Origin of the sequence: Croceivirga sp. JEA036 (genome assembly GCF_011882165.1) — a bacterium.
Lineage (GTDB): Bacteria > Bacteroidota > Bacteroidia > Flavobacteriales > Flavobacteriaceae > Croceivirga.
The window spans coordinates 343,552-365,226 of sequence record NZ_JAATON010000001.1; the positions used below are offsets into that span (position 1 = coordinate 343,552).

The window sequence follows — 21,675 nt, forward strand, 5'->3', positions numbered from 1 at the left end:
ACTATTCTTGTAACGTACTTCTAGTACCGTAAACAACGCATATTATACAACAACATAAATGAACAACATTACAAAATTAATTGGCCTTGGATGTTTAGGGATTTGCTTTGCCACCAGTTATACGGGTAGCGCACAGGAAAAATCTTTTGAGCCAACTTGGGAATCCGTTGCAGAAGTGAACCCCATACCAGAATGGTTTTTAGACGCAAAACTTGGTATTTATGCGCATTGGGGACCCGTATCTGGCGCTTTTGAAGGGGCAGACCCCAATAAACATTTTGGGGGTTGGCACGGAAAATTGATGTATGAAGATGGCAAGGTGGTGAAAACGAAAAGCGGAAAACCGAGCAATAACTATATACATCATAAAAAGAAATATGGTAAGCCTCATAAAAAAGGGTATATAGAAATTATAGAAGATTTTTCACCTACTGCTTTTGATGCAGAAGAATGGGCAGAATTATTTAAGGAGTCCGGAGCAAAATTTGCAGGTCCTGTAGCTATGCATCATGATAATTTTGCCATGTGGGATAGTAAAGCAACACGTTGGAATTCTATGAATTATGGCGGTATAGACCCTTCTGCTGCCCTTAAAAAAGCAATTTCTGCCAAAGGAATGCGCTTTATTGGCTCTTTTCACCATGCATTTACTTGGAAGTATTTTGCGCCTGCGCATGCGCATGGTAATATTAATCCCAAAGATTATGATTTATACACCAACCCGCACAGTATTGACTCAGAAACGGTAGATGCCGCTTTTTTAAAGCAATGGTGGGCAGTTCTCAAAGAATACATAGATGTATACCAACCAGATATTATTTGGTTTGACTGGTGGTTAGAAAATTTACCAGAAGAAGACCGTCTTAAATTCTTAGCATACTATTATAACAAAGGGTTAGAATGGGGTAAAGATGTAGCAGTTTGTTATAAAGAAACCACGTTTAATGAAGATGTAGCCATTAAGGATTATGAGCGGGGTAGACCCAACCAACCTAAGGCCAACGCATGGTTAACAGACACCTCTCCTGGAGCTTGGTTTTACAGACCTGGAGCCCAATTTAAAACGCCTAATGAATTGATAGACATTCTAGTGGATATTGTGGCTAAAAATGGATTGATGTTGCTTAATGTACCACCAAATCCGGATGGTAGCATTCCGCAAGAAATGAAAGACCTGCTTATAAATATGGGTGGTTGGTTAAAGGTTAATGGGGAAGCAATTTACGGCACCAGACCGTGGACAGTTTTTGGGGAAGGTCCTACGCGCTTGCCAGAAGGTGGCCACAAAGTAGAAGAAAAACTTACCATCGCTTATAAACAAGACGATATTCGCTACACCAAGAAGAGTGATAAGGAGTTTTATGCTATTGTTTTAGATGCGCCAACAAAAGATATCACCTTGAAAACTCTTTCCACAGATATTGGAGCTTTGAATTCAGCTATTTTAAAGGTAGAATTATTGGGGAGTAACGAAGAAGTTCAGTGGGAACGTAACGCTAAAGGTTTGGTTATTAAAAAACCTAATACGTTGCCAACAGAGTATGCACACGCTTTTAAAATAACCTTAGAAGGGTATACAGAGAACGATATAGGGGGCAATGAAGATGCTCATAAAGATTAAGAGTAGTTTAGTTTTAGTTAGGCAGTGGTACTTCTTTTTAGGAGCGCTACTGCCTTTTTTTGTTTTAGGGCAAGAGCGCCCAAATGTGATAGTTATTTTAACAGATGACCAAGGTATAGGAGATTTGGGAGCACATGGCAACCCCTGGCTCAAAACACCAAGCATAGATACTTTTTATGCAGATGCTGTAAGACTCACAAATTTTCACGTTTCGCCACTATGTACTCCAACACGGGCAGCATTGATGACAGGTAAATATCCTATAAACAACGGGGCTTGGGCAACCTATAAGGGTAGAGATGCTCTTTCTAATCCTGAAACTATTGCATCAATTTTTAAGAAGAATGGTTACCATACAGCAATGTTTGGCAAATGGCATTTGGGAGATAATTATCCAAATCGTCCAACAGATTTAGGTTTTGATTATGTAATACAGCACCAAGCAGGGGGTATTGGGGAATTATCAGATTATTGGGGTAATGATTATTTTGATGATGTTTATTTGGTGAATAATCAACCTAAAAAATTTGAAGGGTACTGTACAGATGTCTGGTTTAGTGAGGCTATGACCTATATCAAAGAACATAAAAATGAGTCATTCTTTGTATACTTACCCTTAAACGCGCCCCACGACCCACTATACGTGGATGAGAAATATGCTGCACCATACAAACATTTAGAGGGGAAAGAGATAGTAGCAGCCAACCTTTATGGTATGATTGCCAATATAGATGAGAATTTTGGAAAATTCACCAATTTCCTAGCTCAGGAAGGATTAGCGGATAATACTATTATTATTTACATGAGTGATAACGGCACGCGTTACGGATACTCTCCTTCCAAAAAGTTGGGTTATAATAAAGGTTATAAGGGAATTAAGGGTGATAAACGAGAAGGTGGTCACCGTGTTCCTTTTTTTATAAAATGGCCCAAAGGGAATATTTATGGAGGTAAAGATATTAATTCATTAGCGGCTCATGTAGATGTACTTCCTACATTGGCATCCCTTTGTAAAATTTCTTTGGATGGTTTTTCTGGGGATGGAATGGATTTGACCCCTGTACTCAAGGGGAATGTAGAAAAGTTAGATAGGCATTTGTTTTTACATAATCGTCAAGATTGGCGTGCTCCACGATTGTTAGAAGATGGGGTGGTCTTGCAAGAAGAATGGCGATTGCTGCAAGGAAAACGATTATACAACATTGAAGAAGACCCAAAACAACTAAACAATCTTGCTGAACTATATCAAAGTAGAGTAGCGGCTATGCGCCAAGCAAATCAAGAGTTTTATAAAAAGGCTGCCAAAAGTAAAGTCTATAGCCAGCTTTCAACCGCAATCATAGGTCATCCTGCCCAAAAGGAAATTAAGCTTACCATTCAACATGCCATAGGAGAGGACAGCGGTATATGGAAAACAGAACATATTGCTACGGGTATTAAAAACAAGAACAATATGCATGCGTTGGCTATTGAAAAATCTGGTACATATAAAATTTCTTGCAGACGTTGGCCGAAAGAAATAGAAGGACCCGTACATGGTTTGCCTTTTACAATTCCAGAGGGTCAAATGCGCTACGTAGCCATTGCTCCAGAGAAAGTGCGTGTTTCTATTGCAAATCAGATTTTAGAGAAAACCATTGAAAAAGATGAAGTCTCAATAGATTTTAAGGTGCAACTAGAACCTGGAAAAACACTACTTACAGCAGATTTCTTAGACTCAGAAGAAACTTATGGTGTGTACTACATATATATAACCAAGGAGAACTAATCTCCCATTATGCAGAGAGAGCAATTCAATCTTCTTTCTCTTAAAAATAGAACCGCACTACCCACATTCTACCCTGCTTTTAAAATCGTTTAAAATGAATTGATTCGCTTTCTTATTGATAGCTAGTTTGTTAAGGATTTCATAATAAATCTGTTTAAAACGAATTACCTAAATAGTAGCACTAATGGTTTTTTTAAATGTATTTTATCCCTGTTGTCTAGTATCTGTCTAGTAAGAAAACACTTGCTGTAAATGACAAATTAATAAGTTAGCTCATCTAAAACTTAAAAATTGTTAAATAAAACTTTAAAAAAATAAACTTATGATAATGAAACGTGAGATTAACTAAAACTAGCTAACACAAACTGATTACACTAAACAAATAGATTATGAAAATTAAATTGGTTAAACTTTTGGGTTGTCCAAGACTGCTATGTTCCTGGTTAGTGATATTAGCAATACAAACAACCTATGCACAACAGACGGTTTCTGGTACAGTGACGGATGTTAATGGAGAGCCGTTGGCCGGGGCAAATGTCTTGGTTAAAGGTACAACAAACGGCACCCAGACAGATTTTGATGGTAATTTTACTATTTCTGCTTCAGGTAATGCCACCTTAATTATTAGTTACATTGGGTTCACCGCTAAAGAGATTGCCATCTCTGGTAGGTCTACCATTAATGTAACTTTAGAAGAAGATGCAAGCAAATTAGATGAGGTTATTGTGATTGGATATGGTACAGCTAAAAAGAGCGACTTAACAGGTGCCGTATCCAGAGTTACCACAGAATCTTTTGAAGAACAGCCTTTAACTAGGGTAGAAGAAGCGCTACAAGGTAGAGCCTCTGGTGTTACTGTATCCAGAGCAAATGGGCAACCAGGTGGTAATATTAAGGTGAGAATACGTGGGGTAAACTCTATAGAAGGAGACAATAGTCCACTTGTGGTAATAGATGGTGTTCAAGGTGGAGATTTGAGTACTTTAAACCCTAATGACATTGCCTCTATGGATATCTTAAAAGACGCTTCTGCAACAGCTATTTATGGGGTGCGTGGTTCTAACGGTGTTATCATTATCACAACCAAAAGAGGTTCGGGCAAAGGTAGAGTAGATGTAGATTTTTTTACGACCATATCTAGAGTACCAGATTTATTACCTACCCTAGCAGAATCACCAGACCAGTTCGCTATCATAGAAAACTTTAGAAGAACACAAACTGGTGGTAGCCCTATCTTTTCTGATGAAGAGATATCAAATTTAGCCGCAAATGGAGGGACTAACTACCAAGATGAAATTTTAAGAACAGGGATTAGTCACAACTTACAACTATCAACCAGTGGTTCAGAAGGAAACATAAGCTATTTTCTTTCTGGTAATTACAGAGACGAGGAAGGTATTGTAATAAATACAGGCTATCAACAATTAAATGTCCGCTCCAATATTAGTGCGCAGGTTACAGATAAATTAAAAGTGGGTCTAAACGTATTTGGTAGTAGGGCAGAATTAAAGAACGATGTGGGTGCTTTGGGTAATGTACAGGGGAGTGTAATTTATAAGGCCTTAACTTGGGACCCAACCACGCCAGTTTTTGATGCAGATGGTAATTATAATATTCGTTCTACTAAGGGCATTGCTTCTCTAAATGATAATCCTGTCAGAACACTCAACCAAACAGATATACAAGACATTAATGAGCGTTTTAATGGAGCTTTAAATGTAAACTATAACATTACAAATAATCTTACCTATACGTTAGTCTTGGGTGCTACTTTAAACAATTTTAATAGGCAACGTTATGCCGTTGAAGTAGGGGATGACCAGCTACCGCACACCTCTTTCTTTAACAATAAAACTACGTCTTATCAGCTAACTAATATTTTAACGTGGAGTAAGACGTTTAACGAGTTGCATAATCTTAAGTTAACTGGTGTACAAGAATACTTCAACAATAAATTTATCCAAAACGGGTACAATGCCAATGATTTAAGTTTAGACGGCAAGAATTTTTATTTTGCAGAATTAGCGCCTAATTCTGGCCAAACTGTTTTCAATAATTTTGCGCCAAGAGAGCTATCTTCTTTTATGCTGAGAGCGGAGTATATCTTGGATAATGACTTATTTTTAACGGCAACAGGGCGTTATGATGCGTCTTCTGTATTCAGGGAAGAAAATCGTTGGGGATTTTTTCCTTCAATCGCGCTCGCCTATAGTTTAAATGATTGGGTATCAGATTCCTCCACATTTTCTAGTTTAAAACTTAGAGCGGGTTGGGGACAAGTAGGGAACCAAAATGTAAGTCCGTTTGATACGTTTACCACGCCAGCATTTAATAGTTATGCTTTTGATGGCGGTTCTGCACAAGCAGGTACACGCTTAAACCGCGTTGGGAATCCAGATTTGACGTGGGAAACCACCAGTCAAGTTAACGTAGGTATAGATGTTGGTCTTTTTGAAGGTAGAGGTAACATAACTTTAGAAGGCTACAAAAAAACAACAGAAGATATTTTGCTTCCAGTAGCTTTACCAGACACCTTTGGAGGTAATAACAGCCAAATTACGGTAAGTAGAAATGTTGGGGAAGTTGAAAATGTTGGAGTAGATGTAACCTTAGGGTACGATGTTATTAGGAATGATAATGCTAACTGGAATGCCAATTTTACGCTTTCTTATGTAAAGAATGAAGTAACCTCACTTTACGATGGTTTAGAGATGTTGCAAGGTAGATTCCAAGCACCAGGAGGGCAAGGTAATATTATTAACGGTATAGAAGTAGGCGAACCTTTAGGGCAATTTTTTGGAGCCACTTTTCTAGGCACATGGAAAACCACAGACGACATTCCTGTAAATTCAGAAGGCAATCCCGTAGCACAACCAGGACAAGCTAAATATTTGTTAGATGAAAATAACGATATTGTTTTTAGTGCCATTGGTAACGGTACACCTACCTTAACTTGGGGCTTTAACAACTCGGTAAATTACAAGAACTGGGATTTAAACGTTTTTCTACAAGGGGTACATGGGTTTGATGTTTATAACATTCAGCAAGCTGCCATCACAGGGGGTGCTGGAGATTCTAGGAGTTTCTTAGCTACTGACCAAGTAAATGCATGGACACCAGAAAACGAAACAGATATTCCTGCTTTTGCTCAATTGTATGGTTCGTCTAGGTATGTAGAAAAAGGAGATTTTATTCGCCTTAGTAACTTAGCAATAGGTTATACTTTTCAAGATTTTGGAGGTTTAGAAGGTACAACGGTTAAGTTGTATGCTAGTGGCCAAAACTTATTTTTAATTACAGATTACACGGGATACGACCCAGAGGCCACTTCTAGGAGGGCTACAGAAGGTAACGAGGATGTAGCGGCAGGTATCAATATTGGTGCTTACCCTAACCCAAGAACATTTGCTCTTGGTGTAAAAGTAGGATTTTAAGAACCGTGTTTAATAGCGAAAGAATTAGCATATGAAAACTTTGATAAATATAAAATCGATAACAGCCAAGTTGGGGCTGTCTGCTATACTGGGCTTGGCTGTTGGTTTAAATAGTTGTGAGCAGTTTAATTTAGATGAAGACCCAACAGAAGCTTTGTTAGCTGTAGTGCCTTATACTAATGTGCAAGAATTAGACTTGGCGGTTACGGGTATTTATGGGCAGTTAAATAAAGCAGCTTGGATGACCACATTCTACGTAAATGGATGGTCTGGGGATGACATGACTACACACCGTGCCAGTAACAAGGCAGATTTTAGAGAATATGACCAACGGAATGTGGTGCCATCTAACGGTAGAACCATTACCAATTGGCGTGGAGTCTATTCTATGGTATTGGCTGCAAATACTGTATTGGCCAATTTAGAAGGGGTAGAACTGGCAGAAAAAGCAATGCAAGACCAGTTAACAGGAGAAACTTATTTTTTAAGGGGGCTCATGTTTTACCATTTAGCTCGGATTCACGGTAGAATTCCATTGCCATTGAGCATAGAGGTAGACCCAGAAATAGGCCGAGCTTCTTTTGAAGAAGTTTACGGTCAAATAGAGAGTGATATGTTAGAGGCAGAGCGTCTTTTACCGATGTCTTCTAATGTAGGAGCCACACGCCCTAACAAAGGCTCTGCAAGAGCCATTTTGGCACGTTTGTATCTAGATTGGGCCGGTTTTCCTGTAAAAGATAACAGCAAGTACGCTATGGCTGCAGCGAGTGCCAAGCAAGTTATAGACAACGCTGGGGCCTATGGTTTTGCTTTGGAAGAAGACATGGCTAGCTTATTTACTATAGCGGGTAGACAAAATAGAGAATCTGTTTTTTCCATTGCGTACTGTGCTTCTTGTGGATTACCAAATAGAAAAACTGGTAAATTAGGATTGCCAGGTGGAGCTCCTACTAATGGATGGCAAGAAACTTTTGCGGAGATTCGGTTTTTTGAGGATTTTCCTGAAGGCCCAAGAAAAGAAGCTACGTACCACGCTGCAATGCCCTTAGATGCAAATGGTAATATTATTGCTGATGCGTCTACTGAGCCTGTAGATTCCTTGCCATGGACCGAATTTAAAGACCAACAAAATCCGGTTTTTAGAAAAATTGTAGGACCTTTTGAAGAAGCTACATGGACGGGTTTTGAAAGTGATAGATATGATTATTACATGCGTTTTGCAGAGGTATTATTAATTTATGCAGAAGCCTCTGGAGAAGCGGGCTCGCCGAGTGCAGATGCTTGGGAGGCACTGAATAGCGTTCGTTTACGTGCAGGCTTAGATGCTGTTTCTGATGCGGATGGTACCCTACAAGATTTAGCTTTTACAGAAAGAAAGTGGGAGCTTGCTGGTGAGTATTTGCGGTATAATGATTTGGTTAGAAAAGAAAAAGTAGAAGAAGCACTAGGCGGTACAGCTAGGGACCCAAGAGTCTCTATAGGTACCATGTTTGATGGAGACGGAAATGCAACACCATTTCAGTTAACAGCGCCGTCTAATCCTATATTGGGTTCTTTGAGTACGGACAATTATTTTGCCCCTATTCCACAAGTAGAAATAGACAGATTGCCAAATCTGGCGAATTAGTTATAGAGTTAGTTTTTAGTTTTTTAAGAACGGTAAGGCAACTTAGCCCTACCGTTCTTTGTTTCTAATTTGTAGTGTTTTAATTAGAGTAGTATCTTCAATGTATAGCATCAGCTTATGCCGTCATTTTCATTTTTAAATAAGATTTTTAGTTTTCTGTTTTGTGGCTTACTATTGGTTTCTTGTAAAAAAGATAAGGAAGAACAATTGGCCACTTTAGAGTCAAAATACAAACTGTTCAGCAATCTAGATGCTACCGAGACGGGTATAGATTTTATAAATACTCTAGAAGAAACTCTGGAGGCTAATTATTTTCAATACATGTATACCTACATAGGTGGTGGGGTAGCTGCTGGTGATATTAATGATGATGGATTTGTAGACCTTTATTTCACTTCCAATTCAGGCCCAGACAAATTCTATCTTAATCTAGGTGGTATGCAGTTTAGAGACATTACTTCTACAGCTGGCATTGATAGTAACGATGGTTTTAATACTGGGGTAACAATGGTAGATATTAACAACGATGGGTTGTTAGATATTTACGTATCTCGGGGTGGATGGAAAGCAGAAGACAATAAATTTGCCAATCTACTATATATTAATAACGGCGATTTAACTTTTACGGAAAAAGCAAAAGAGCATGGCTTAGCAGACGCCAACCGAAGCATACAAGCTACGTTTTTTGATTATGATAAGGATAATGATTTGGATGTTTACATTGCCAATACCCCAGATATAACTGGTAGAACGAAAATTTTAGACCTAGACCAAGTAGAAAGTGACCCAGAAACTAAAAAACTTTTAGGTAGCGATAGGTTGTATCAAAATGATGGTACTGGTCATTTTACTGATGTTTCTGAAAAAGCCGGTTTACGGATAGACTTGGGTTTTGGCTTAAATCCACAAGTGGGTGACCTTAACAGTGATGGTTGGCCAGATATTTATGTTTGTAACGATTTTAATGTGCCAGATTTAGCCTACGTAAATAATGGCGATGGAACTTTTACAGAGTCTAGAGACCAGCTATTTAAGCATATGTCTTTTAATAGTATGGGGAGTGATATGGCAGATGTAAATAACGATGGCTTTTTAGACCTGTTGACTTTAGATATGAATCCGGAAGATTACATAAGGTCTAAAACAACTATGGCTATGACGTCTATAGCTAGTTTTGAAGAAATGGTTGCTCAAGGGTATCATTACCAATACATGCACAATATGCTGCAACTAAACAATGGTAACGGTTCTTTTAGGGAGATTAGTAAAATGGCTGGTATTGCTAATACCGATTGGAGTTGGTCTATATTATCTGCGGATTTTGATTTGGACGGGTTTAATGATGTGTTTGTCACCAATGGGGTGTACAGAGACGTAATAGACCAAGACAAAAACCGTGAAATTTTACGAGAATTAAAGAAGAACAATAGAAAACCTACCAAAGAGGACTTTCTGCGCTATGCGCAACTATTACCACAGCAAAAATTAAAGAATTACTTTTTTAGAAATAAGGGAGATTTAACCTTTGAAGCTACTACAGAAGAATGGGCCACCATGGAACCTAGCTTTTCTAACGGGGCATTGTATGCAGATTTGGATAATGACGGGGATTTAGACATTGTGGTCAATAACATCAATAATAAAGCAACTGTACTTAGGAATAACATCACCAATAAATTCAGAAAGCGAACCTATCACTTAAAAATAGATTTAATAGGGCCAGAGCACAATAGATTTGGTATTGGAACTAAAGTAAATCTTTATTTTAAAGATGGTACGCAACAAAGCAGGGAAATGGTCACTACTAGGGGCTTTTTATCATCCGTACCAACAACACTTCATTTTGGATTGGCAAATCATCTAAAAGTACAAAAGATGGAAGTGATTTGGCCAGATGGTAAGGTACAAGTATTAACAGATGTCAATGCAAACCAATCATTACTCTTAAATTATCGCTTTGCGAAACCGGTATCTTCAGAAACAACTTTAGGTAAAAAGTGGCTGCAAGAAGTGCCTTTTGCTCACCAGCATATAGAAGATTACTTTAATGACTATAGTGCACAGCTTTTATTGCCTCATAAACTATCACAAACAGGTAAAGCAATTGCTGTAGCAGATATAAACAAAGATGGTTTAGATGATGTATACCTAGGCGGTGGATACAACCAAGCAGGGCAATTACTAATGGGGAACAAAGAAGGGACATTTACCACGGTTACGATACCCTCTTTTACTAAAGATGCTCCTCATGAAGACCAGGATGCGCTCTTTTTTGATGCAGATAATGATGGCGATTTGGACCTGTATGTAGTAAGTGGTAGTTATGAGTTCATAAATGTGCCTCATTTGGCACAAGACCGCTTATATATAAATCAAGGAAATAACGCCTTTGTTAGAGCAGAAGCCAATATACCAAAAGAGTACAGTTCTGGTAGTACAGTGACAGCTCATGATTTTGATGAAGATGGAGACTTAGACCTATTTGTTGGTGGTAGGGTGATACCTGGGAAATATCCGTATGCCCCAAAGAGTAGCATATTGTTGAATGAAAACGGTTTTTTCAAAGATATTACAGCATCTATAGCGCCAGATTTGGAAAATTTAGGCATGGTTACGGACGCGCAATGGGCAGATTTTAATGGCGATGGTAAAAAAGAACTTCTGGTTACGGGAGAGTGGTTAGGGTTGCATGTTTTTGAATGTAAAGGAGGCTTATTAAAACCTTCTGACAGTTATAAGGATTTGGTGAACCAAACCGGATGGTGGAATAAACTGCTGGTCACAGATATAGATGCGGATGGCGATGTAGATATTGTAGCGGGAAATCTAGGTTTAAACTATAAATTTCATGCAAGTGAAGAAGAACCTTTTCATGTATACACAAACGATTTTGATAATAATGGCATAGAAGACATCATCTTATCTAAAATTTATGATGGTAAGGCAGTTCCAATACGTGGAAAAACATGTATGACGCAACAATTACCTCATTTAGAACAAAAAATAGTATCCTATAAAGATTTTGCGAATAGTGATTTGGAGGGTATTTTAGGTAAGGGAGTAAGCAGTTCTTTACACTACCAAGTTACAGAGTTTAGGTCTGGTATTTTTTACAATCAAGGTGAAGGCAAATTTGTTTTTACTCCTTTTCAAAATGAACTTCAAAGCTTTCCGATTAACAGCGTACTTCATGTAGATGTTAATAGTGATGGCCATTTAGATTTGGTTGTGGCTGGTAACAATTATATGGCAGAAGTAGAGACCACTAGGGCAGATGCAGGCATTGGCGCTATATTAAAAGGTGATGGTAAAGGAGGATACACTTTAACATCGCACCTTAAGACCGGATTTTTTGCTTCAAAAGACGTTCGTAATTTAAGGGTGCTAACCGCTGGACAAGAACAATCAATCTTAGTGTACAACAATAATGCAAGACATCAACGGTACAAAATGGTGCAATAGGTAGTGTACTACAAATTGTTTTAAAACTATCACAAATAATTAATTATCAGGCTATTATTTTGCTGTACAGTTATTGTCTAGTATTATCGTATAGGTATTTAAAAGCATCAAATTACTTTAGATTTTATGCATGCTTTAATTATTATCTTAAATAATTAAGCTTTTACTAAAATTAACTGCATTTATGAGAATGACCAATACCTTGGCCCTATTGCTTATAGGAGCGCTAACCTTTTCTTGTTCAGAACAAGCCTCTAAAGAAACAACAGTAGCAGAAAACGCAACCAATCAAGTTACAGCAGAACAGTTAGACCATTTAGGAATTACCAATCCAGACCATTTAAGCGCAGCCTCTAAGCGCGCTTTAACTTGGTCTACAGAAGACCGCGAACCATGGTATGTGGAGTTTAGCGGTATGCAACCTTTAAAGGGCGATTTAGCTTATGAAGAAGGTGTGGTTAGGAGAGATCCGAGTGCTATCATACAAGAAAACGGAAAATACTATGTGTGGTATTCTAAAAGCACGGGAGAAACACAAGGGTTTGAAGGTGACATTGAGAATGAGAAAGTGTTTCCTTGGGACCGATGCGATATTTGGTATGCTACCTCTGATGATGGTTGGAGGTGGAAGGAAGAAGGTATAGCCGTACAACGGGGAGAAACAGGGAGTTATGATGACCGTTCTGTTTTTACTACAGAAATAATGAAGCATGATGGCATGTATTACTTGTGCTATCAAACGGTAAAATCGCCCTATAACAAAAGAGTAAAGAATCAAGTAGGACTGGCATGGTCCAATTCGCCAGATGGTCCATGGACTAAAAGTAAAGAGCCTATATTGAGCCCAGCGGATAATGGCGAATGGAAAGGGGATGACCCCAACGACCGTTTTGCGGTACTAAAGAAAGGTGATTTTGATAGTCATAAGGTGCACGACCCCTGTATTTTACCATTTAAAGGTAAGTTTTACCTCTATTATAAAGGGGAGCAAATGGGCGAAGAAATAACCTTTGGCGGTAGACAAATAAGACACGGGGTAGCTATTGCTGATAACCCCAAAGGTCCGTATGTAAAATCTGTATACAACCCAATTAGTAACAGTGGTCATGAAATCTGTGTATGGCCGTATAATGGCGGCATTACTTCGCTCATCACAACAGATGGCCCAGAACGTAATACCATACAATGGGCAGCAGATGGCATCAATTTTGAAATCATGTCTTCTGTCCGTACTCCGCCTCATGCTATAGGTATCAATAGAAGCTTAGATACAGAAACAGAACCTGTAGGCGCATTAAAATGGGGGCTTACCCATGTATACAACAACAAGGATTATCAAAGCATCATGCGCTTTTCTTCTAACAGAAAGGTAAAATACTAGTGAAATAATGATGTACAAGAAAGTCTTACTACTATGCTTGTTTTTAGCAGTAGCATTTGGCTACGGACAGGCAAAAGAACAGCCCAATATTATATTCATTTTAGCCGATGATGCCGGCTATGCAGATTTTGGTTTTCAAGGAAGTACGGAATTTAAAACGCCCAACTTAGACAAACTAGCCAAAAGCGGTATTAGGTTTACGCAAGCCTATACTTCTGCAGCAGTATGTGGACCATCAAGGGCCGGATTACTAACTGGTATGTACCAGCAACGCTTTGGTTACGAGGAGAATAATGTACCTGGTTATATGAGCGCTTCTGGTATTATGGGAGACGAAATGGGACTGCCTTTAGACCAAACAACAATCGCAGAAAAGTTAAAAGAACAGGGTTATAAAACGGCTTTATTTGGTAAATGGCATATGGGGAATGCTGATAAGTTTCATCCTACTAAACGAGGGTTTGACGTCTTTTATGGCTTTAGAGGTGGGTCTAGAAGTTATATGCCGTATGACGAAAACAATCCTACAGACAGAAATGAAAACCGTTTAGAAGAAGGATTTGGTAATTTCTTGGAACACGAAGGTTACCTAACGGATGTTTTGGCTTCTAAAGCCAATAGTTTTATTCAAAAAAATAAAGAAAATCCATTTTTTATTTACTTATCATTTAATGCTGTGCATACACCTATGCAAGCTACAGCAGCGGATTTAGCAAAGTTTCCTAATCTAGAAGGTAAACGTAAAACCTTAGCAGCAATGACCTTAGCTATGGACAGGGCTATTGGGCAACTTTTAAAAGAAGTGAAGGCCAATGGACTTATGAAAAATACTTTGATTGTTTTCTCTAATGACAATGGTGGCCCATCGGATAGTAATAATGCTAACAATTCACCATTGAGTGGTACAAAAGCCAACCATTTAGAAGGGGGTATACGCGTTCCATTTATTATGATGCATGAGGGTACATTGCCTAAAAATAGGACTTATGATTATCCAATTTCTTTTTTAGACTTGTTTCCTACATTTTTAAAAGCAGCTAATGATAAGGTAAACCTGCCTAGCTATTTAGATGGTGTAGATTTAATGCCTTACGTTTTGGGGCAAAAGCAAGATAGACCCCACCAGACATTGTATTGGAAAAAAGAAAATAGAGCTGCAATACGGGATGGAGATTTAAAATTAATTCGCTTTCCAGATAGGCCAGCGGAGTTATACAATATAGCTAATGATATTGCCGAAGTGAATGATTTGGCAACTAAGCATCCAGAAAAGGTACGCGAATTATATAAAAAATTGTTTGCTTGGGAATTAACTCTGGAAAGACCGCTATGGCAATTAAAACGCGTATATGAAGGTAAAGCTGCGGAACGTATGGATGCGTTTAGAAAACCAAAAATCAACAACTAATAGAATGAAACTAACTGCAACAGAATTTGGTCAATTAGACAATACATCAATTGATTTATTTACCCTAAAAAATGATAATAACGTCACGGTTAAGATAACCAATTACGGGGCTACTATAACTTCTATTACGTTACCAGATGCCTCTGGTAAGGTAGAAGAAATAGTTTGCGGATTTGATACCTTAGATAGCTATTTTTCTCATGCTTACCAGGCTAATGCTCCTTATTTTGGCGGTACCATTGGCAGGTATTGCTCGCAAATAAAAGATGCAAAATTTAGTTTGAATAGAAAAAACTATCAGCTTGCAAAAATTGTTGGAGCGAATAATTTACATGGGGGTAAAGTAGGATTTGATAAACGTATTTGGGAAGTAAAACAGTACGATGCTTCTATACCTACTGTAACCATGTTACTCAAAAGTGAACATTTAGAGGAAGGATTTCCAGGTAACGTGGCTATAGCAGTAACATTCTCGCTTACCAATGAGAACGAGTTAAAAATACATTATCATGCTACTACGGATGCAGATACGCCCTTTACCATGACCAACCATACTTATTTTAACCTTAGTGGTTTTAAAGCCAATGTGGAGGGCCATTGGGTTCAAGTAAATGCAGATACCAAACAGGTCTGGGATAACACAGGAGCGGCAACTGGGGAAAACACTTCTGTAGTAGGGCAACCCGATGATTTAAGAGAACCAAAGCAAATAGGTGCCGTTCACCAAGCTATGAAAGACGGTTTTGAGCACTTTTATATTTTTCCAGATAAAGGCTTTAGTATGGCAGAAGTAGCTAATTTTAAAGAACCAGAAAGTGGACGTACATTACGTGTAGCGACTACAGAACCAGGGATGCTGTTATATACCGGAAAGTATACCGCAGATAATCTGCAAAGAGAAAATGGCCTGCAATACGGTAAATACAGAGGGTTTTGCTGCGAAACTCACCGCTATCCCAATGGGCCTAATCTTAAAAACTCGCCTAAAAGTATTCTTAAGAAGGGAGAAGAATATGATAGTACCACCATTTTTTCTTTTGGCTGGTAACAGACATACCTAATAAACTGAACTAAAAACCAAATAACAATGATTACAGGAGTTTTATTGGCCATCTGTGCTGGCCTAATGCTTGGACTTTATGCCTTGCCAGAAAAATTTACTAAGGATTTTAAATATGAAAATACATGGAGTCTTTTCTTTTTATTGACCATGTTTGTGGTGCCCATTTTAGCATCCGTATTGCTAATAGACGGCTTTGGTAGCATCTTTAGTAACATGCCCATGGAATTATGGATTAAAATGGGATTAACTAGTTTTTTATGGGGAATAGGAGTGATGATGTGGAGCAAGGCCATTAATCATATAGGGTTGTCTTTGGGCTTTTCTATTTTTATAGGAACTATAATTCTTGTTGGCTCTTTATTACCATTTATAGAAGATGGGTTGCCAGCAACCAATGTCCTTACTTATATTTTGGTGGGTATTTTAATTGTACTTTTTGGGGTAATATTAAATGGCAGAGCTGGCATTTTAAGAGAGGAAGCTGCCTTAGCAAATGCCAATGAAAATTCACCTAAAAAAGGCTCTATGCTTACTGGTATTTTTATTGCTATTATAGGTGGCTTATTGGCTACAGGATTTAGTTATGCCAATGCGGCAGGTAGACCGTATTTGCATGATGCCAGTACAGTACAAGGAAATCCAGAATGGGTAACTGCTGTAGCTGTTATGTTCCCCATATTTATAAGTGGTGGTTTGGTAATGACGGCTTATTTTTTATGGCAATTAAGTCAAAAAAAGGCGTGGAGTGGATTTAAAACACCGGCCTTTACCAGCAACTTTTTACTTATTTTAATTATGGCCATATTTCATTACGCGGCATCTGCCTTATTTGCTTACGCAGCATTTAAGCTTGGTGCTTCTGGGAACACGGTTGGCTATGCTATTTTTAATACAGCCTCTGTTGCAACTGCAATTGTGAGTGGTATTATCACTAAAGAATGGGTAGATGCTCCTAATAAAGCTAAAACATCCCTATACCTAGGTTTAGGGTTAATGATTGCAGGTATTTTAGTAATTGCGTTTAGTAATGGTTTAAGCGCATAGCAACTAACTTCTTGTGGCTGTTTTTGTGTCTCTTAGTTGGTTATACTGTTGGAGCAAAGCAGCCACTTTTTCTTTATACTCCGTTTGGTGAATTAAGTTTTTTACCTCGTTTTCTGTTGGATTATTATTAAGGTTGAATAAGGCAATAGGGTAACGTGTAGTATTGGTCTTATCTTTTTTATCTACCTGAATAATCAATTTAAAACCTTCTTGCGTAATCATTACTTCTTTGCCAGTACCGGCTTGGGTAATAATAGTTCTTTTAGCATTACCATCAGCATTCTTTAATAAAATTGGGAGTAAATTTTCAGAATCTAAAGCTTGATTTTTGGGTAATTCTTGTTGCGTTAAACCCGCAAGGGTACCCATGATATCTAAACCTAAAACAGGATTTTTATCTACTCTAGGTGTTATTTTAGAAGGCCAAAAGGCAATAAAAGGTACTCGGTTGCCACCTTCATATGCCTGATTTTTACCACCTCTATAAATATCGCTTGGTTGGTGGCCAGAAGCTAAAGTGTTTCTTATCAATAACCCACCATTATCAGAAGTAAGTAAAATTAAAGTATTGTCTAACAGTTGTTTTTCTCTCAATTTAGAAAGGAGCATCTCTATTTGAATATCCAATTCTTTAACCATATCCAAATGTTTAGATGGCGTAGTGTTTGCCACTTTTACACCATTAAGAAAGGCAGCTGGGGTATGTGGTAAATGCACTGCAAGGCTAGAGTAATACATAAAAAAAGGTTTTTCTTTATCAGCCTGTGCATCAATATAATCTAATGCTTTATTTATAAGTAAAGGCCCCATTTTATGTGGATTCCAGTGACTATCCCCCAAACCTTCGTCCTTATCTAAGGTTACCCCTAATTTATCCATCTTCTTTTGAGTGATAAAGGTGATTTCAGAATCAGAAGCTAAAGGCAAATAATCAGAATTTTCGAAAACAGCATAGGGCACATCTTGTATACCTGCCATGAAAGTTAGGCTATAATCAAATCCTTGATAACTTGGACCACCACCCATAATCTTAGTAATATCAATGTCTAACTGCGGTTTATTTCTTGGGCCTCTGTAAATTGTTGTAGGATTGCTTTTACGTTTAAAGTCGCCTCCCAAATGCCATTTTCCAAAAAAGCCAGTATGGTATCCTGCATTTTGCATCAGTTTTCCTAAAGTAAGTTGGTCATTTTTGATAGGCGATTTTTGGTAACTGCCCCAAACACCCCATGGATATTCACTTCTGTAACAGTGATTCCCTGTCATAATAGCATACCTACTGGGAGCACATAGAGAGGCTGGCGCATGAGCATTGGTAAAAGCAACTCCATTTTCTGCCAAGTAATCCAAAGCTGGTGTTTCTAAGATAATGTTAGCCGTATGTTTTTTACGGTAGAAGGAGAGGTCTCCAAGACCTAAATCGTCTGCTAAAATGACAATGACATTTGGTTTTTCTTGAGCATTAGTAGCGAAGCTCAAAGCGAAGAATAAAATACTAATACGAAGTTTGAGGGACATAAGTTTACAATGTTTTTTGTAACGTGAATAGTTGAAGCGCATCGTCATTATTACCAACCAAAACTGCCAAACGCCCATTGGCTAATTGTAATTGCGCGAGTGATTTTACATTTTTCGGTGTAAAGAAACCGCTCTGTAAATTATGCATAGGTTTAAGATTACCCTTACCATCACCTAACAAGACAAGTCCAACAGATGCATCTGCTCTTGTGGTTTCTATTTCTGCTTCAAACTTATTGCCAGCAAGTATTACATCTATATGGCCGTCTGCATTATAATCTCCAGAAATTATACCATTAACACTAGAAAATTGGGCTTGGTAGGGTAGTGGGGTAATGGTACTTTCATCAGCATTAAATTGAACCATTACAGTAGCAAATTCCACTGCTTGTAGATGTAAGGCTGTATCTAAACCATCGCCTATAATTTGTCTAAGGTTAGATTTAGCAAATTGGGAGAAGGAAGTAAATTTACGATCTAAACCAGGTAATTGTTCGGAGCTACATTGTAAACCTCTTACAGGTACCTCTCTACCTTTATATTCTTTGGCTAAGAAAATATCATTGGTGCCATTACGGTCAAAATCGCTCGCATAAATTTTGAAGGGATGTTCTAAATTGGCTTTAAACTTGTAGTTAAGACCTAAATTACCCGCAATCAATTCTTTTTGACCGTCTGCATTTAAATCTACCGCGGTAATAGTATTGTACCAGCCATGAGTACGGTGTAAACCAAATTCTTCAGTTACGTTTTTCCATTGGTTGCCATTCGATTTAAACACGGTAATGGGCATCCATTCTCCTACTAGAATTAATTCCTCTTGTTGGTCACCATCCACATCTACAAAAATGGCATCTGTAACCATGCCAATATTTTCTAAGTCTGGTGCTAGTTCTGCGGTTATTGCTCTGAACTGCCCGTTGTTATTTTGGAGAATCTTACTTTTAGGAGCAAAGGGGTAAGCGTTTGGCAATACTCTACCACCAACAAAAACATCCAAATCGCCATCGTTATCAAAATCAAAAGGGATAACACAGCCACCACTTTCACCACTATCTTTTACTATTTTGGATTCATCAAAACTACCTTTTCCATTATTAACATATAACCGGTCTAATAGATGTTTTGAACCAGACTCAAATTCGTTACCACCGCTAACCACGTAGAGGTCTAAATCACCATCTTGGTCTGCATCAAAAAAAGAGGCAGCCACATCTTCATAAGCCCCATCTTTTTTAAACAAGGATACTTTCATTTTTTTAAACTGAGATTTGGCGGTTTGTACTAAAATTTCTCCTGGTCTTCCAGAGGCTCCGCCCAAGTAAAAATCATCCAAACCATCATTATTTACATCGCCAACTGCAATACAGGGACCTAACTGAGACAATTTGTGAGGTAAAAGCACTTGTTTTTCAAAATCATCAAATATGTTTTCTTGGTGTGTAGGTGTTTCTACAAACACAGTAGCAGATTGCTCTCTAAATAAGGTAGGGCGAGCATCTTTAATGTTTATTACTTCTTGAGCTTCTCCGTAAGAAATTTTTAGGGTCTGATTCGTATTTATGTGCACCAAACTATTTTCTTTTCCGTTAGGCCAAACTACAGTTATGCTATCTATAGTTTGCTGATTTCCTAATCCAAAATGAGCTATAGGTTCTACAGAAGAGAGGTAACCGCGTACTGTTTTAAATTCTTGGTACAACAAGTTTCCCTCTTGCCAAATGCTAATTTTGGCTCCTAGACCGTCTTTGTTACCCGCAGGGCCTTCTAGTTTTATCTTTAAATAATTTTTATCAGTACTTAACGTATTTTCATATACAAAAGCAATATCATTTACGTTATTGATGACCAAATCTAAATCACCATCATTATCTAAATCGGCTGTTGCAGCACCGTTAGAGAAACTTTCTTTAGATAAGCCCCACGCTTTTGTTTTATCCTCAAATTTTAAATCGCCAGTGTTTTTATAGACGTAATTGCTTATTTTATTTTCTTGGTATAAGCCTATTATGTGTTTTATGTTTTCTTCTTCTGTGCGTGTTTTTGCCACTGGACTTTGCATGTATTGTCTAAACTTAATGGTGGCATCCTTATCCCAAATATCTCTTTTAAAACCGTTGGTTATTAGAATATCTCGTAAACCATCATGGTCATAATCGTTTGCTAAACAAGCCCAACTCCAATCGGTTTTAGCAATACCCGCATACTGAGATACATCACTAAAAATACCATTACCTCTATTTAATTGTAGCGTGTTGTGCATGTATTGATAATGAAAACCATTATTAGTCATGTCACTAAACAATTGCGTATTCATATCTGCCATAGTAGTTTTAGAGCGTTCGTAATCTGCAGGAAGCATTTCTAACTGAATTAAATCTTCCCAACCATCATTGTTTAGGTCTACTAGGTCCGTACCCATACTATAAAAGGGTATATGATTAAAGCGGTTTTTAAGCTCCTCTTTAAATTGGCTATTTCCTCGATTCATGTAGAGATAATCTCGCTCTAAATAATCATTCCCCACAAAAACATCTGTAAGCCCGTCTTTATCAACGTCTCCTGTAACTAAACCCAATCCGTAACCAAAGTTTTGCTTGATACCTTTTTGTAACCCCAATTCTCTAAAAGTACCATTGGTGTTAATGTAAAGTTTGTCACGGTATAAATCGGATTCTTTTTGTTTACCCTCTAAAACTTGTTGGTAGTTAAGAAAAAAGTTTTCTGGTCTGTTGGTTAAGTAGAGGTCCAAATCGTTATCATTATCCGCATCAAAAAAGCTGGCCATGACAGAATAGCCATCATCTGCTAATCCATACGCAGCCGCCTCCTCTTTAAACGTATTATCTTTTTGATTGATGTATAGTAGATTAGTTCTTTCTGATGTTGCATTTTTAAAACCTCCTCTACATATATATATGTCTGTAAAACCATCACCATTTACATCTGCCATTACTACGCCATTATTCCAACCCTTAGAACTATTTATTCCACTATTTTGGGTAATATCTTCAAACTTAAAATCACCTTTGTTTAAGTATAATTTATCTGGGACTTCATTACCTGTAAAGTAAATATCACTTAGTCCATCATTATTGATGTCTGCAATAGCGACACCCCCACCATTGTATACATAGTTAAATATGCCGAAAAAATTTTTTGAATTTTCTTCAATATGGTTATTAAAGGTAATCCCTGTTTCTTCTGAATTGGTTAGCGCAAATAGGGGAGATGTATTTTTAGTGCTATTTGCTTCTGGTTGCTTTTTACCATTGTTTTTACAAGCCGATAGAAGTAGAAATAAAGGAAGCAATAGGGTAAAAGAGTAGCTTTTCATAGTTAGTTCTAG

Annotated in this window: 11 protein-coding genes; 9 read left to right on the forward strand and 2 right to left on the reverse strand. The window is 37.8% G+C overall.

Annotated elements, in window-relative coordinates; translation table 11 throughout:
* Positions 1-58 precede the first annotated feature (58 nt).
* The 9 genes from HCO57_RS01240 (at position 59) to HCO57_RS01280 (ending at position 16,808) form a co-directional block, all read left to right on the forward strand.
* Positions 59-1,621: an alpha-L-fucosidase gene (locus HCO57_RS01240; RefSeq protein WP_167987481.1), complete on the forward strand. Its 1,563-nt coding sequence runs from the start codon at positions 59-61 to the stop codon at positions 1,619-1,621.
* Complete coding sequence (locus HCO57_RS01245) at positions 1,599-3,389, forward strand: arylsulfatase (protein ID WP_245167518.1); 1,791 nt, start codon at positions 1,599-1,601, stop codon at positions 3,387-3,389. Before HCO57_RS01240 ends, HCO57_RS01245 begins: the two co-directional genes overlap by 23 nt.
* 389 nt (positions 3,390-3,778) lie before the next feature.
* Positions 3,779-6,823: a SusC/RagA family TonB-linked outer membrane protein gene (locus HCO57_RS01250; RefSeq protein ID WP_167987482.1), complete on the forward strand. Its 3,045-nt coding sequence runs from the start codon at positions 3,779-3,781 to the stop codon at positions 6,821-6,823.
* A 31-nt stretch (positions 6,824-6,854) separates the two neighbouring features.
* Positions 6,855-8,450, forward strand: a complete 1,596-nt coding sequence (locus HCO57_RS01255) for a RagB/SusD family nutrient uptake outer membrane protein (protein ID WP_167987483.1) — start codon at positions 6,855-6,857, stop codon at positions 8,448-8,450.
* 117 nt (positions 8,451-8,567) lie between these two features.
* Positions 8,568-11,912: a VCBS repeat-containing protein gene (locus tag HCO57_RS01260; protein ID WP_167987484.1), complete on the forward strand. Its 3,345-nt coding sequence runs from the start codon at positions 8,568-8,570 to the stop codon at positions 11,910-11,912.
* Between the two features lie 190 nt (positions 11,913-12,102).
* The gene (locus tag HCO57_RS01265; protein ID WP_410492680.1) at positions 12,103-13,293 is read left to right on the forward strand and encodes a glycoside hydrolase family 117 protein; all 1,191 of its coding nucleotides are present in this window, start codon (positions 12,103-12,105) and stop codon (positions 13,291-13,293) included.
* Between the two features lie 7 nt (positions 13,294-13,300).
* Entirely contained in the window at positions 13,301-14,701 is a 1,401-nt protein-coding gene (locus tag HCO57_RS01270) for a sulfatase (RefSeq protein WP_167987486.1), read from the forward strand.
* Between the two features lie 4 nt (positions 14,702-14,705).
* A complete protein-coding gene (locus HCO57_RS01275; protein WP_167987487.1) occupies positions 14,706-15,749 on the forward strand; it encodes an aldose epimerase family protein in 1,044 nt (347 codons plus the stop codon).
* Between the two features lie 39 nt (positions 15,750-15,788).
* Complete coding sequence (locus HCO57_RS01280) at positions 15,789-16,808, forward strand: L-rhamnose/proton symporter RhaT (RefSeq protein WP_167987488.1); 1,020 nt, start codon at positions 15,789-15,791, stop codon at positions 16,806-16,808.
* Between the two features lie 3 nt (positions 16,809-16,811).
* Here the strand turns inward: HCO57_RS01280 and HCO57_RS01285 are convergent, their stop codons facing one another.
* Positions 16,812-18,326, reverse strand: a complete 1,515-nt coding sequence (locus HCO57_RS01285) for a sulfatase family protein (protein ID WP_167987489.1) — start codon at positions 18,324-18,326, stop codon at positions 16,812-16,814.
* A gap of 4 nt (positions 18,327-18,330) precedes the next feature.
* Positions 18,331-21,663: a VCBS repeat-containing protein gene (locus tag HCO57_RS01290; protein WP_167987490.1), complete on the reverse strand. Its 3,333-nt coding sequence runs from the start codon at positions 21,661-21,663 to the stop codon at positions 18,331-18,333.
* Positions 21,664-21,675 lie beyond the last annotated feature (12 nt).

What these genes read in the sequence shown, in the direction of transcription:
- HCO57_RS01290 (WP_167987490.1), bottom strand. Translation starts at nt 21,663, where the DNA reads ATGAAAAGCTACTCTTTTACCCTATTGCTTCCTTTATTTCTACTTCTA.
- HCO57_RS01240 (WP_167987481.1), top strand. Translation starts at nt 59, where the DNA reads ATGAACAACATTACAAAATTAATTGGCCTTGGATGTTTAGGGATTTGC.
- HCO57_RS01275 (WP_167987487.1), top strand. Translation starts at nt 14,706, where the DNA reads ATGAAACTAACTGCAACAGAATTTGGTCAATTAGACAATACATCAATT.
- HCO57_RS01270 (WP_167987486.1), top strand. Translation starts at nt 13,301, where the DNA reads ATGATGTACAAGAAAGTCTTACTACTATGCTTGTTTTTAGCAGTAGCA.
- HCO57_RS01250 (WP_167987482.1), top strand. Translation starts at nt 3,779, where the DNA reads ATGAAAATTAAATTGGTTAAACTTTTGGGTTGTCCAAGACTGCTATGT.
- HCO57_RS01265 (WP_410492680.1), top strand. Translation starts at nt 12,103, where the DNA reads ATGACCAATACCTTGGCCCTATTGCTTATAGGAGCGCTAACCTTTTCT.
- HCO57_RS01245 (WP_245167518.1), top strand. Translation starts at nt 1,599, where the DNA reads ATGAAGATGCTCATAAAGATTAAGAGTAGTTTAGTTTTAGTTAGGCAG.
- HCO57_RS01255 (WP_167987483.1), top strand. Translation starts at nt 6,855, where the DNA reads ATGAAAACTTTGATAAATATAAAATCGATAACAGCCAAGTTGGGGCTG.
- HCO57_RS01285 (WP_167987489.1), bottom strand. Translation starts at nt 18,326, where the DNA reads ATGTCCCTCAAACTTCGTATTAGTATTTTATTCTTCGCTTTGAGCTTC.
- HCO57_RS01260 (WP_167987484.1), top strand. Translation starts at nt 8,568, where the DNA reads ATGCCGTCATTTTCATTTTTAAATAAGATTTTTAGTTTTCTGTTTTGT.
- HCO57_RS01280 (WP_167987488.1), top strand. Translation starts at nt 15,789, where the DNA reads ATGATTACAGGAGTTTTATTGGCCATCTGTGCTGGCCTAATGCTTGGA.